15 protein-coding genes are annotated in these 12,790 nt (G+C 46.5%); 7 read left to right on the top strand and 8 right to left on the bottom strand.

Going from position 1 to position 12,790, the window contains the following annotated elements; genetic code table 11:
• The first annotated feature begins 15 nt into the window (after positions 1–15).
• The 4 genes from EST55_RS01540 to rcsF all read left to right on the top strand — a co-directional run bounded on the left by EST55_RS01540 (position 16) and on the right by rcsF (position 3,234).
• The gene (locus EST55_RS01540; protein WP_129496261.1) at positions 16–1,662 is read left to right on the top strand and encodes an electron transfer flavoprotein-ubiquinone oxidoreductase; all 1,647 of its coding nucleotides are present in this window, start codon (positions 16–18) and stop codon (positions 1,660–1,662) included.
• A gap of 129 nt (positions 1,663–1,791) precedes the next feature.
• Positions 1,792–2,256, top strand: a complete 465-nt coding sequence (locus EST55_RS01535) for a hypothetical protein (RefSeq protein ID WP_100690368.1) — start codon at positions 1,792–1,794, stop codon at positions 2,254–2,256.
• 131 nt (positions 2,257–2,387) lie between these two features.
• On the top strand, positions 2,388–2,801 hold the full coding sequence (locus EST55_RS01530) for an H-NS family nucleoid-associated regulatory protein (protein ID WP_129496260.1): 414 nt from the start codon (positions 2,388–2,390) through the stop codon (positions 2,799–2,801).
• A gap of 151 nt (positions 2,802–2,952) precedes the next feature.
• Positions 2,953–3,234, top strand: a complete 282-nt coding sequence (rcsF, locus tag EST55_RS01525) for an Rcs stress response system protein RcsF (protein ID WP_100690370.1) — start codon at positions 2,953–2,955, stop codon at positions 3,232–3,234.
• Between the two features lie 5 nt (positions 3,235–3,239).
• On the opposite strand, the gene EST55_RS01520 is transcribed toward rcsF, so the two are convergent.
• Positions 3,240–3,878, bottom strand: coding sequence for a hypothetical protein (locus EST55_RS01520; RefSeq protein WP_088768442.1), 639 nt, complete (start codon positions 3,876–3,878; stop codon positions 3,240–3,242).
• A 198-nt stretch (positions 3,879–4,076) separates the two neighbouring features.
• Between EST55_RS01520 and tsaA the strand changes: the two genes are divergently transcribed.
• Together tsaA and EST55_RS01510 are read left to right on the top strand one after the other, a co-directional pair.
• Complete coding sequence (tsaA, locus tag EST55_RS01515) at positions 4,077–4,781, top strand: tRNA (N6-threonylcarbamoyladenosine(37)-N6)-methyltransferase TrmO (protein WP_129496259.1); 705 nt, start codon at positions 4,077–4,079, stop codon at positions 4,779–4,781.
• Between the two features lie 79 nt (positions 4,782–4,860).
• Entirely contained in the window at positions 4,861–6,567 is a 1,707-nt protein-coding gene (locus tag EST55_RS01510; protein WP_129496258.1) for a proline--tRNA ligase, read from the top strand.
• Between the two features lie 77 nt (positions 6,568–6,644).
• On the opposite strand, the gene gpt is transcribed toward EST55_RS01510, so the two are convergent.
• Both gpt and EST55_RS01500 read right to left on the bottom strand, forming a co-directional pair.
• A complete protein-coding gene (gene gpt, locus EST55_RS01505) occupies positions 6,645–7,130 on the bottom strand; it encodes a xanthine phosphoribosyltransferase (protein WP_053952736.1) in 486 nt (161 codons plus the stop codon).
• 7 nt (positions 7,131–7,137) lie between these two features.
• Positions 7,138–8,430 (bottom strand): NCS2 family permease, encoded by a 1,293-nt coding sequence (locus tag EST55_RS01500; protein ID WP_129496257.1) that lies wholly within the window; start codon positions 8,428–8,430, stop codon positions 7,138–7,140.
• Between the two features lie 108 nt (positions 8,431–8,538).
• Between EST55_RS01500 and EST55_RS01495 the strand changes: the two genes are divergently transcribed.
• Complete coding sequence (locus tag EST55_RS01495; protein WP_129496256.1) at positions 8,539–8,859, top strand: 2Fe-2S iron-sulfur cluster-binding protein; 321 nt, start codon at positions 8,539–8,541, stop codon at positions 8,857–8,859.
• 1 nt (position 8,860) lies between these two features.
• Here EST55_RS01495 and EST55_RS01490 read toward each other — a convergent pair whose 3' ends face one another.
• From EST55_RS01490 to prmB, 5 genes are read right to left on the bottom strand one after another with little or no spacing between them, the layout of a single operon-like run.
• Positions 8,861–10,012, bottom strand: a complete 1,152-nt coding sequence (locus EST55_RS01490) for an ATP-NAD kinase family protein (protein WP_129496255.1) — start codon at positions 10,010–10,012, stop codon at positions 8,861–8,863.
• A 2-nt stretch (positions 10,013–10,014) separates the two neighbouring features.
• On the bottom strand, positions 10,015–10,143 hold the full coding sequence (locus tag EST55_RS01485) for an entericidin A/B family lipoprotein (RefSeq protein WP_100690377.1): 129 nt from the start codon (positions 10,141–10,143) through the stop codon (positions 10,015–10,017).
• Between the two features lie 13 nt (positions 10,144–10,156).
• Complete coding sequence (locus EST55_RS01480) at positions 10,157–10,693, bottom strand: elongation factor P hydroxylase (RefSeq protein ID WP_129496254.1); 537 nt, start codon at positions 10,691–10,693, stop codon at positions 10,157–10,159.
• A gap of 19 nt (positions 10,694–10,712) precedes the next feature.
• Positions 10,713–11,801, bottom strand: coding sequence for a chorismate synthase (gene aroC, locus EST55_RS01475; protein ID WP_129496253.1), 1,089 nt, complete (start codon positions 11,799–11,801; stop codon positions 10,713–10,715).
• 3 nt (positions 11,802–11,804) lie between these two features.
• Complete coding sequence (gene prmB / locus EST55_RS01470) at positions 11,805–12,743, bottom strand: 50S ribosomal protein L3 N(5)-glutamine methyltransferase (RefSeq protein WP_129496252.1); 939 nt, start codon at positions 12,741–12,743, stop codon at positions 11,805–11,807.
• Positions 12,744–12,790: the final 47 nt, after the last annotated feature.

Here is a 12,790-nt window from a genome sequence, read left to right as displayed (position 1 = left end):
TAAGTGGAGGTTCACGTGGAACGCGAAAGCATGGAATTTGATGTCGTTATAGTTGGAGCTGGCCCTGCGGGTTTAGCGACGGCATGTCGACTCGGTCAGCTGGCTCAGGAAAACGAGCAAGAGCTGATGATTTGTGTTGTTGAGAAAGGTGCAGACATTGGCGCTCACATTTTATCGGGCGCGGTATTTGAGCCTCGCGCTTTAAACGAACTATTTCCAGACTGGAAAGATCGAGGGGCACCGCTTAACACCGAAGTGACCGGTGACGACATTCTGTTACTAAAAGACGAAGAAAGTTTCAGTCGTTTACCCAACTTTTCGGTGCCTAAAACCTTTCACAATAAAGGTAACTATATTGCCAGTATGGGAAACCTGTGCCGCTGGATGGCTGAACAAGCTGAACAGTTAGGCATTGAAATTTTCCCTGGTTTTTCAGCCGCGGAGCTACTCTACAACGATGACGGCTCTGTCGCCGGTATACAAACTGGTGATATGGGTGTCGCAAAAGACGGTTCTGAAAAAGACGGCTACATGCCGGGTATGGAGCTAAGAGCAAAATACACCGTCTTTGCAGAAGGCTGCCGTGGTCACTTGGGCAAGCAGCTTATTAATCAGTTTGAGCTGGACAAAGACGCCACTCCACAACACTACGGTCTTGGCTTTAAAGAAATATGGGACATTCCTGAAGAGCTGCACGAACCAGGTAAGGTGGTGCACACCGCCGGCTGGCCTTTAGAAGGTCATGCTAACGGTGGCGGCTACCTTTATCACGCTGAAGACGGTCAAGTGTACCTGGGTCTGATTGTCGATTTAAACTATGAAAACCCGTACGTGAACCCTTTTCAGGAATTCCAGCGCTTCAAGACGCATCCGGCTATTAAGCAGATTATCGAAAACGGTAAGCGTGTATCTTATGGCGCCCGGGCTATTGCCAAAGGTGGTTACTATTCATTACCTAAAATGACTTTCCCTGGTGGTTTAATTGTTGGCTGCAACGCAGGCACATTGAACTTCTCTAAAATTAAAGGGAATCATACGGCAATGAAGTCAGGCATGATTGCCGCTGAAACGCTGTTTGATGAATTAAAAGCTGGCAACGCGAATACCGAAGCGGCGCAATACACAGAACGTTTTGAATCATCATGGGTGTACGACGAGTTATATCGTTCACGCAACTTCGGTGGTGCTGTTCATAAACTCGGCACGATGCTAGGTGGCGCTTATAATATGGTCGACCAGAACTGGTTTGGCGGAAAACTTCCGTTTAAATTCAAAGAGTGGACACCCGATTATAAAGCGACCGGTAAGGCTCGCAATTTCAAGCCTATTGACTACCCTAAAGCGGATAATAAATTAACCTTTGATCGCCTGTCTTCTGTGTTTTTATCGAATACGAACCATGCTGAAGACCAACCATGTCATCTAAAACTAAAAGATGACGATATTCCATTAAAAGTTAATTTACCGGAATACGCTGAACCTGCACAACGCTACTGCCCTGCAGGAGTGTATGAAGTTGTGGAGGAAGACGGAAAAGAAGTTTTCCAAATAAACGCCCAAAACTGCATACATTGCAAAACCTGTGACATTAAAGATCCCAGTCAAAATATTACTTGGGTCGTTCCTGAAGGTGGCGGCGGACCAACTTACCCGAATATGTAATTGTTCTGTAAAGGTCACTTATAAAAACACCCAGGCATGCTATATGTCTGGGTGTTTTATTTTTTAGAGCTTGTAGAAATAAACGTTCTGGACTAAACCTAATTAAAACGAAGATATGAGGTGACTATTATGAAACATAGCAATTTAGGAATAACATCACTTTTCGCTGCTTTATTAGTTTTCAGCGGGTCTGCTTTAGCTCAGCAAAAAGCGGAAGAAACTAAAAAAACAGCTGAAATGAAGCAAGACAAACAGGAACTTAAAGCTGATATGGAAGCCATGCGTGAAGAACGCAAAGCGGAGATGGAAGCGATGCATGAAGAGCACAAGGCTGAGATGATGGAGCGTAAGGCGGAACACAAAGCCGAAATGCAAGCAGATAAGGAAGAGCGGAAGTATGAAAAAGAAGAGCGCAAATTAGAAAAAGAGAAAAGAAAGTACGCTAAAGAAGAGAAAAAAGAAAAATGGAAAGCTGAAAAAGAAAAACGCAAACATGAAATGAAAGAGAAGCGTCAGTCACTAAAGGATAAGAAAGACGACTCTGATAATGACTCAGATGACGACGATAATAACGGTGACAATAATATCTCTTAAGCACCACTAATATTAGATAGAAAAAGAGCGCTTATCGCTCTTTTTCTGTTTTAGACCTTATTTTATTGCTGCCTTTTTCATCAGGCGTTATTATTCTAAATAATTAAATAACTAAAACTAGGAAAGTCAGTATGAGTGAGTTTTTAAATATTATCCGTCACGAAAGACGTTTAAAGTCGGCGTTAAAGTCTCTTTCAATTGAAGAGTTAGAAGCAATAAAAGAAAAATTTGATTCCGTCGTCGCAAAACGCAGAGAGGAAGAAGCCCAAAAGCTTCGGGAACAGCAAGAAAAGTCAAAAAAAATAAAAGAATTTAAAGCCGCCATGGCCGATGCTGGTATTGAGCTTTCAGATATTCTTGAACAAGAGCTAGGTGGTGACCCCATTGTAAAAACCACCAAAAAACGCGCACCGAAGCCGCCTAAATATGAATACATTGACGATGAAGGAAACCGTCAAACCTGGACAGGCCAAGGCCGAATGCCAAAACCGATGAAAACGGCCTTAGATAATGGCAAGCCGCTGGCGTCTTTTTTAATTAAGTAGCGCTTTTTGTTGAACAAAGTCTAAAGCTTGATTAGGCTATGAAAAAACAAAAACGCAAGGATACAAGTTGCGCTTTCCATTACTGATAGTTTCAATACCACTAATAACATTAACAGGCTGCTCGATCTTACCGAGCAGCTCTGGTTCGCCTGTGAGTTGGTCACCACATTCCGCTGATATTTATCGGCTCGGAAGTTTGCCCAGTTCAAACTACAAAATGGTCAGTATTGTTAATGGGGAAAGTTGCCAGCGAGAGTATAAAGCTGATCCTGCGTCAGAAAGCGAAGCGCTAAAGGCATTACGAGCAGATGCCGCTCGCTTTAAAGCCGATGCCATTATTGAAACACAGTGTTTTCATTTAAAACCCGACGCGGACTCCATTTGTTATAGTGAAGTCAGTTGCGCCGGGCGTGCTATTCAGTGGGTCGATTAAACGTCTTAGTTATCTAGCTTACTAAGACGTACGTCGCCCACTCCCACTTCGACTTCAACCGTCACTGAGCCAGCGCCTTCATAACTTGATTCAGATGTCACGACCATGCGCTCCTCATTACTGTTAGCAAAGTTATCCAAGCGCGTATCACCGACACCGACCGATGCTTTCACTTCTTTGTAGTCACCAGCACTCAGATCTAAGTCGATATCGCCAACACCCAGCTCGATGTCACTGTTTACAAAAGGCAGAAGCCCGCTAATTTCGCCAACACCTAACTCTAAATCAAGTTGCTTAACGTTCGGTACTCGAACCACCCAATGCTGAACCATATCGTCCGCAGGCGTTGCCGACACCATCAACTTATTACCTTTTCTTTCGCTTTTTATTAATACTGCGTCGATGTCACCACCGCTGGTAAACCAACTGTCACCATCTGACTCAACGCGCAATTCAATTTCTACTGCTTCATTGTCTGACGGCTCAATTTCAACCGTTCCTACAGTAGCGTCTATGTGAAGCTCTGTCTCAGAGTCAACAATATAGCTCTCCGATAATTCTTTTTCCTTCGCAAAGGCTGCTGTACTTAAAGTCACTAAACCAATAAACGCCAGTGTTAACGGCCAAATTTTATGCTTCATCATTTTGCTTTTCCTTTTTTGGTAGCACGTATTCATGATTAGTCAGTAATAACCTCAAATGGTTACTGCTATTCTGCAATCGCTGTGCCAAAAAAATAAACTCATAAAATTCAATCACTTAAATAGCCAGCGATTCTTAAGTTAGGCAAAAGCGCAATAATATGGTCAAATCGACTATTATTGAACAGACAAAACAACTTGATGAAAAGCCAGCAAAAATTGACACCTATTGCGCATATCAGAACGCCCTACCCTGAAAAATTCAGCGTGCCCAGGCAAAGCCGTCTTACACCGAACATTTATTCCACCGTTGAGCTAACCGGCGACTACGATCATGCCCAAGCCGTAAAGGGTATCGAGCAGTTTTCACATTTATGGCTTGTTTTCGAGTTTCATCAACACAGCCATTGGCAAGAGAAGGTGCGACCGCCAAGATTAGGAGGCAACGAATCTGTCGGCGTTTTCGCATCGCGAGCACCTTTTCGTCCCAACCAGTTAGGGCTGTCTGTTGTTGAACTTATTAGCGTAGAAACGAGCCCAAATGTGAAGTTAGCCGTACGCGGAGCTGATATTGTGGACGGCACGCCTATTGTCGATATTAAGCCTTATATTCCATACGTCGACGCTGTACCCAATGCTAAAGGTGGTTTTGCTGACAACACGCCCAATGTCCTTAATGTCCAGCTATTAGATAACGCCAAACATCAATTAGAGCAAACCTCCAAAGCCCCTCAAGCTCTGGAGACGGCTATAATCGAAGTACTTCAACAAGACCCCCGTCCGGCGTATCATAAAGAGAAACGCACCGACAGGCGCTACGGAACGGCGCTTTTTGACTATAATATTCGTTGGTACGTGGAGGAAAATACGGTTTTTGTTGAAGAAATTATACAAAATACCCTGTAAAAGGCTTTTGACCTTCAACAGACACTGCTAAACTTCGCCCTAATTTTTGACCACCCAATTTGCAGAGAATTGCCAGACTATGCGCAGTAGCCAATATTTATTATCAACGCTAAAAGAAACTCCGTCTGACGCTGAAATTGCGAGCCACAAGTTGATGTTAAGAGCCGGTATGATACGAAAAGTCGCTGCCGGCCTTTATAATTGGACTCCAACGGGCTTGCGCGTTCTGCGCAAGGTGGAAGCGGTTGTCCGTGAGGAAATGGAAGCCATTAATGCATTGGAAATACTAATGCCGATGGTTCAGCCGGCTGACCTCTGGCAAGAATCTGGTCGCTGGGACGATTACGGCCCAGAGCTACTGCGCTTAAAGGATCGTAACCAGCGTGACTTTTTACTGGGTCCAACGCATGAAGAGATCATCAGTGAGTTAGTGCGCAAAGAAGTCAGCAGCTATAAACAGTTACCTTTAACTCTGTTCCAAATACAAACCAAATTCCGTGACGAAATTCGCCCTCGTTTTGGTGTGATGCGTGCACGCGAATTTATTATGAAAGACGCCTACTCTTTCCATTTGAGCCAAGAGTCGCTGCAGGAAACCTATGACGCCATGTACAAAGCGTACAGCCGTATATTCGAGCGCTTAGGTTTAGACTTCCGTCCGGTCATTGCCGATACCGGCTCTATTGGTGGTAACAGCTCTCACGAGTTTCATGTATTAGCAAGCTCAGGCGAAGACGCTATCGCCTTCTCTGATGCCTCTGATTACGCAGCAAATGTGGAAATGGCTGAAGCTCTGGCGCCTGCGGGCGAACGCCCTGAGGGCGTTCAAGACATGGCTAAACATGAAGTACACGGTGATGAATTAGCCGCTGTACTTCAACCTTTGTCAGTCGAGAGTCAGCAGGCGGTTAAGTCCGTCATTGTTAAAGCGTCAGACGAGATTGAAGCAGAATACGTTCAACTAGTCCTGCGTGCTGATCACGAACTCAACAGCGTGAAAGCAGAGAAGCTACCTCAAGTCGCTACACCAATAGAAGTACTGACACAAACCGAAAAAGCAACCGATGTTGAAGCTGCGTACATTGGTGTAGTGAACAGTAAACTGCCGTTATTGGTCGACAGAAGCGCTGCGCATTTAGCCGACTTTGCCTGTGGTGCCAACGAAAATGGTCAGTGGTTAACCGGCGTCAACTGGGAACGCGATGTTAACGATTTTGATGTCGTTGATATTCGTAATGTCGTTGAAGGCGACCCCAGCCCGTGTGGTAACGGTAAAGTGAAAATTGCACGCGGTATTGAAGTGGGTCATATTTTCCAGTTAGGCAAAAAATACAGCGACGCGATGAAAGTCGGTGTGCTCTCAGAAACCGGTAAACACGAAACGCTGACCATGGGCTGTTATGGTATTGGTGTCTCCCGAATTGTTGCGGCAGCTATTGAGCAACATAACGACGACCGAGGCATTCGCTGGCCGGACGCATTAGCACCATTCCAGGTCGCTATTGTGCCAATGAACATGCACAAGTCTGCACGCGTTCAAGCTGCTGCTGAGAAGCTGTACGAAGAATTAAAGTCTCAGGGCATTGATGTTCTGTTTGACGACCGTAAAGAACGTCCTGGCGTGATGTTCACCGACATGGAGCTTATTGGTGTCCCTCATCAAATAGTGGTTGGTGAGCGCAACCTTGATGAAAACCAAGTTGAATACCAGTCTAGAGCCGGTGGCGAGAAGCAGAAAGTCGATATTGATCAGTGTGTTGATTTCGTCCTTGGGCAATTTGCTTAATTCGCTCTTAGCCCCAAATTAAAAAGGCCTGATATCGTATCAGGCCTTTTTGTTTATGAAGCACTTAAAATCGTTTCTTACGACTCTTGCCCCGCTAATGGCTCGACATAGTGCAAGTGCATGTCCCACGGGAAGTGAATCCAAGTGTCTTGCTCTAAGTCAGCAACAAAGTCATCAACTAAGTCCATACCCGCCGGTTTTGCATAAACAGTCACAAACTTAGCTTTTGGCAGGCGGTCACGCAGAAATTTCAATGTGTTGCCCGTATCAACCAAATCATCGACGACTAAGAAACCTTCACCATCTCCAGTTGCAGTAACGTCTTTCAACAGCTGCAAGTCATCACGTTGTTCGTCATGGTCATAAGAGCTGACAGCGACACAGTCAACCACACGAATGTTCAATTCACGCGCTACAATAGCGGCAGGTACTAAACCGCCACGGCTTACCGCAATAATGCCTTTATACTGCTCAGCGGGTAACTGCCGACGCGCCAGCTCACGTGTAGCACGGTGTAATTCTTCCCAGGAAACGAAAAATTCGCGATTTGAATGCCATCCCATAATGTTACTACCCTAACCAAATGAATTTTGCGATAAATAAAGCACCTAACAGCACCACACTTGGCGTTAAGTCACTGTATTTGCCACCTAGAAGCTTCACGACCACATAACTAATGAAGCCCAAAGCGATACCGTCCGCTATCGAAAACGTCAACGGTGTCATTAATAAAACCACAGCGACGGGGGCTGCTTCAGTAATGTCGTCCCACTTCACATCTTTTAACGTGAAAAGCATGAGTACGGCGACATAAATAATAGCGCCCGCTGTTGCGTAGGCTGGAATCATTCCAGCCAGTGGCGCAAAGAACATCGCCAATAAGAACAAGATACCAACCACAACAGCCGCTAAGCCTGTTTTGCCGCCAGAGGCCACCCCCGCCGCAGATTCAATGTAGCTAGTGGTGGTCGACGTACCCAGCATTGAACCAGCTACTGTCGCGGTGCTGTCCGCCATCAGCGCTTTGTTCAAACGAGGCATATGGCCGTCGGCTTTCGCTAAACCGGCCTTTTGTGCAACGGCAAGTAAAGTACCCGATGTATCGAATAAATCAACGAACAGAAAGGCAAAAATAACCGACAGCATACCGAGATCGAAAGCAGCGGCTAAATCCATTTGAAGGAAGGTTGGCGCTAAGCTCGGTGGTGTAGATACAAGACCGTTATAGTCAACTAACCCTGTCAGCCAGGCAATGAAAGTTACCGCCAGAATACTAATAAGAGCAGCACCCTGAACTCCGCGTGCAACCAAACCAATAATTAAAAAGAAGCCCGCAGCAGCAAGTAATACCGACGGCTCACCCAGCTCACCTAACGTTACCATAGTCGCGTCATTAGCAACGATGATATTGGCGTTTTGCAAACCAATTAACGCCAAAAACGCGCCAATTCCGGCCGCTATCGCTAAACGAAGCGTTGGTGGAATGGACTTAATAATCCACTCTCTGACGCGAAATGCCGACAATAAAAAGAAAATACAGCCCGAAAAGAACACCGCACCTAACGCCGTCTGCCAGGTGTATCCCATACTGAAAACAACGGTATAGGTGAAAAAGGCATTCAAGCCCATACCAGGCGCCAACGCCACAGGATAGTTTGCCCAAAAACCCATGACTAAACAGCCAATAGCCGCTGCCAAACAAGTCGCAACGAACACCGCACCGTAGTCCATTCCGGTTTCACTTAAAATGGAGGGGTTCACAAAAATAATGTAAGCCATGGTCAGGAAGGTCGTGAAGCCACCAATGACTTCCGACTTTATGGAGCTGCCATTGGCTTTTATCGAAAACAGTTTTTCCAACATGAGAAACCTTGAAGTTTGGCGTTGTGGTTAAAAGGCAGGTATTTTATCCTAATTGGCACAAAATTTGTTGTTCACTTTTTAAATAATTTACAGGAAACCCAATTAACCATGCCTACAGTTTACTTTGTTGATGCCGACGGAAACCAATTTGAAGCCGACGTAGAAGCCGGAACCAACGTCATGGAAGCCGCTGTCGATAATTTTATTGACGGTATTGTTGGCGAGTGTGGTGGGGTTATGTCATGCGCCACCTGCCACTGCTACATTCCCAAAGAATGGCAGGGTAAAATTCCAGAACCATCTGAGCAAGAAGAAGACATGATTGATATGGTTATGGAGCCTCAGGATAACAGCCGCCTAAGTTGCCAAATTGAAGTCACTGACGAACTCGACGGCTTAGTCGTTCATTTACCTAAATCACAGTTTTAAATTAACTGACGGCTGCCACGGGCATAAGCACTTCATCGTGGTAGCCGGTAATAACCCGAATCGTTCCCGACAATTCGTTATCGAGCTCACTGTCGCCCGTATCCACTCGCAGAGGCTGGTTATTTAAGGACTGTAGCTTGGTCTTGGTAGCCACTACCCAAATATTGTCTTTGCCAATGGCACGAATCACCCGCGGGCTTATCTGCTGATTACCGCGCCCAAACAGGTGTCCTTGCCCGCCAATCAGCGTAATCACCAGTTTTACGGCGCCTGATGCACTCGGGCTGGCATTAGAAACAGCCTCAAACAACTCTTTCTCTGTGACGTCATTTTTTAGCAAGGTTTCATCTTGGACAAGATCAACACCCAGCAAGGTATTCTCAATACCCATTTCATTCATGATAGCGGCAACGGTCGAGCCTGAGCCCATGACCAGCAGCTCATCGTCAACACGCTCTATCACTTCCGCAGCAATGTCATCGAGCACCAGTTCGTCGCTTTCTTTGCCACCCATTTTTACTGCCTGAACATATTCAAGTTCAGCCGGTACTGACATCTCGCCAAAACGCCGCGCTTTCACAATGCCTTCTCTAAAAGCGTTCTCGTCAATATCCATCACGTCGGACTCGTGAATACTTGAAAGCTCCCCTTTGAGAATTTTTTCAATGACTCTACCCGCAGCGGTTGGGCTGATTGCATACACACCCGAGTGTATTTTCACGCCGGCGGGAATGCCTAACACTAACTGTTTTTCAGGGACCACAGAGTAAACATCGCGAGCAGTGCCATCACCACCAGCAAACAACAAGATATCGACGCCTTTATCAACAATCGCTTTTACCGCTTGCTTGGTGTCTTCCGGAGACGTTTCTTGAGCATTTGGGGTAAATACCGTTTGATAAGAAAAACCAAGCGACTTCAATACATTTGCGCCCATTTCGCCACCACAAGTGACAAAATTGAGCTGTTCTTGGTAATTTTGAAGAAGTTTCAAGGCCGTTTCAGCACGCTGCATCGCTTTACGCTCTGCTCCCGCGTTAAGTGCCTTTTCACGAACATCGGCGCCATCACTTCCTTTTAAAGCAATGGCGCCGCCTATACCTGCGTACGGATTAACCACCAGGCCAACCGTTAAACGGTTTACTGCTGTCATTGTTACTCTTCGTTTGCTTCGTCCTGAATAGCTTCACCGGCTTTTTCTAAGTCCTTACCTGCACCTTCAATGGTTTCACAAGCGCTCAGTCCTAAAACAGCAACAGTAACTAATAGTGCTCTTAAAAACATAAGTAACTCCTTGTTAATCCTTAATCATTTGGCAGCTTGGCCATTCACAATTAAACGCCCTACACAGCGCTTTTGCAAATGTCTTTGCTCTTGGTGGCAGCGAATCGGTTTCCAAATAACTCATTAATTGCTGAGCAACCTCTTTTCGAAAGGCATATCGGTCTACCTCAACACCGCTTAAGTTATCAACACTGACGTCAAACTTAAAACCGGCACATAGCGAAAACAGCCACTCCAGCGCCTGTGGTTTTCGCTCTACTTGCTCAAACTCACGCTGTTGCTGCTCATTACGTCCATCGGGCTCATACCAGTAGCCGTAATCGAACTGTTGCCGACGCTCTTCACCCGCAATACACCAGTGCGCGGTTTCGTGTAGCGCTGAGGCAAAAAAGCCGTGCGCAAACACCACTTTATGCGGCTCGCCGCCCTTCCCCGGTTCGTAATATGGCTCGTCATCACCCGCCACCAAGACCGTGTCATAACTATTACGAAAACAATCGCTAAATATATCAATTAAATAAGAATAATGATGTGTCGACTCGTTTGGCATACGTCTAAAATGCTATTGATTAACGACTAATATCGGGGGTTTCTGTTTTCACCTGCGCGTTCTGAGCCCGTTGCCGCAACCAGTGATCAACCAATACCAATGAGGTCATGGCTTCAACAATCGGCACCGCCCGAATGCCCACGCAAGGGTCATGACGCCCTTTTGTAACAACGGGTTGGTCATTGCCCCATTTGTCGATGGTTTGTCCGCTTATGGATATGCTGGAAGTCGGCTTCAGTGCAATGTCAGCAATAACTGGCTGACCGCTGGAAATACCGCCCAATACACCACCACTGTGGTTCGACAAAAAGCCCGTCTTGGTCATTTCATCTCTGTGCTCAGAGCCTTTTTGGGTCACCACATCAAAACCGGCACCAATACTGACTGCTTTCACGGCATTAATGCTCATGAGCGCTTTCGCTAAGTCAGCATCTAAGCGGTCAAATACCGGCTCTCCCCAGCCCGGCGGTACCCCAGTTGCCTGAACCCGAATACGCGCACCTATCGAGTCGCCCTCTTTAAGCAGCTGTTTAATAAGCGTTTGCATAGGCTCAATGGCATTAACGTCACCACAAAACAGTTCGTTATTTCTGACTTCCTGCCAGTCTATTTGCTCCGCTTTAATGCTACCCATTTGCGTTAACGCAGCCTGAGTTTTAATGCCCTGCTGCGCTAACAGTTTTTCTGCAATAGCACCGGCCGCCACACGCATTGCCGTTTCACGAGCTGACGAGCGCCCACCACCTCGGTAGTCCCGAATACCGTATTTATGCTCGTAGGTGTAGTCTGCATGCCCCGGACGAAAGATATCTTTAATTTTCGAGTAGTCCTGACTGCGTTGGTCGGTATTTTCAATAAGCAAGCCAATAGGCGTACCTGTGGTTTTGCCTTCAAACACACCGGAAAGAATGCGTACCTCATCGGCTTCGCGACGCGCCGTTGTATAACGACTTTGACCCGGGCGACGTCTGTCCAGCGCCTCCTGCAAGTCCGCTTCAGAGAGCTTAAGACCCGGCGGGCAGCCATCAACCACCGCACCTAATGACGGGCCATGGCTTTCACCAAAGGTGGTGACTTTAAACAGTTGTCCAAACGAATTTCCCGGCATGCGTTAGCCCTGCTTTGAATGGTTTAATTGATACTGCTTATGTTCTTCAAGCTGCTCTTTGGTCAACAAAAAGACGCCGTCGCCACCATTTTGAAATTCTAACCAGGTAAATGGCGTGCGCGGGTACTTTTGTGCCAGCGCCGGCATCGAGTTGCCTACTTCGCAGACAAAAAGTCCATTGTCATTCAGTCGGTCAGCCGCTTCCATGAGCATTTTATCAACCAGAATTAAGCCATCTTCGCCAGCAGCCAGACCCAGCTCAGGCTCATGATGATACTCCTCAGGCAAGTCAGCCATGTCTTCGGCATCCACATAAGGCGGGTTCGTCACAATGAGGTCGTACTTTTCATTTTGCACAGCGGAGAATAAGTCTGACTGAATAGGCGTGACCTGATTCAGTAACCCATGCTGCTCAATATTAAACTCAGCCACTTCCAGCGCTTCTGTCGACAAGTCCAACGCATCCACTTCGGCTTCAGGAAATGCATAAGCGCACGCAATCGCAATACAACCACCGCCCGTACACAAGTCCAGTACTCGCTTAGGTTGCTCAGTTAACCAAGGCTGGAAGCCGTTCTCAATAAGTTCGGCTATGGGTGAGCGTGGTACCAAAACGCGTTCGTCCACGTAAAAAGGTAAACCGGCAAAATACGCTTGATGGGTTAAATACGCAGCCGGCATTTTGTGTTCAATGCGTTGGTTCAACAGTTCAATAAACTCGTGTTTTTCGCTCGTCAGCACACGGCAGTGCCCCATCGCAGCCAACTGCTCTGTGGTCAGCTGTAACGCATAACTCAGAAGCGCCCGAGTCTCGTCAATAGGGTTGTCCGTGCCATGGCCGTAATACACATCGGACTGGTTAAGTTGGCTGACACTCCAGCGTATCAAATCATCGACACTATGAAGCTCTTCAATAGCTTGTTCCCGGTTTCGAACGTGCAAGGGCTGTCTCCTGAACAACGAATGTTTTATACTGACGGTCTTTATTG

Source organism: Idiomarina sp. 29L (assembly GCF_004123135.1).
Taxonomy (GTDB): Bacteria; Pseudomonadota; Gammaproteobacteria; order Enterobacterales; family Alteromonadaceae; genus Idiomarina.
Note: the sequence above shows the minus strand (reverse complement) of the source record. Positions and strands in the feature narration are given on the sequence as shown.

What these genes read in the sequence shown, in the direction of transcription:
- EST55_RS01535 (WP_100690368.1), top strand. Translation starts at nt 1,792, where the DNA reads ATGAAACATAGCAATTTAGGAATAACATCACTTTTCGCTGCTTTATTA.
- EST55_RS01530 (WP_129496260.1), top strand. Translation starts at nt 2,388, where the DNA reads ATGAGTGAGTTTTTAAATATTATCCGTCACGAAAGACGTTTAAAGTCG.
- EST55_RS01520 (WP_088768442.1), bottom strand. Translation starts at nt 3,878, where the DNA reads ATGATGAAGCATAAAATTTGGCCGTTAACACTGGCGTTTATTGGTTTA.
- tsaA (WP_129496259.1), top strand. Translation starts at nt 4,077, where the DNA reads ATGAAAAGCCAGCAAAAATTGACACCTATTGCGCATATCAGAACGCCC.
- EST55_RS01510 (WP_129496258.1), top strand. Translation starts at nt 4,861, where the DNA reads ATGCGCAGTAGCCAATATTTATTATCAACGCTAAAAGAAACTCCGTCT.
- gpt (WP_053952736.1), bottom strand. Translation starts at nt 7,130, where the DNA reads ATGGGATGGCATTCAAATCGCGAATTTTTCGTTTCCTGGGAAGAATTA.
- EST55_RS01500 (WP_129496257.1), bottom strand. Translation starts at nt 8,430, where the DNA reads ATGTTGGAAAAACTGTTTTCGATAAAAGCCAATGGCAGCTCCATAAAG.
- EST55_RS01495 (WP_129496256.1), top strand. Translation starts at nt 8,539, where the DNA reads ATGCCTACAGTTTACTTTGTTGATGCCGACGGAAACCAATTTGAAGCC.
- EST55_RS01490 (WP_129496255.1), bottom strand. Translation starts at nt 10,012, where the DNA reads ATGACAGCAGTAAACCGTTTAACGGTTGGCCTGGTGGTTAATCCGTAC.
- EST55_RS01485 (WP_100690377.1), bottom strand. Translation starts at nt 10,143, where the DNA reads ATGTTTTTAAGAGCACTATTAGTTACTGTTGCTGTTTTAGGACTGAGC.
- EST55_RS01480 (WP_129496254.1), bottom strand. Translation starts at nt 10,693, where the DNA reads ATGCCAAACGAGTCGACACATCATTATTCTTATTTAATTGATATATTT.
- aroC (WP_129496253.1), bottom strand. Translation starts at nt 11,801, where the DNA reads ATGCCGGGAAATTCGTTTGGACAACTGTTTAAAGTCACCACCTTTGGT.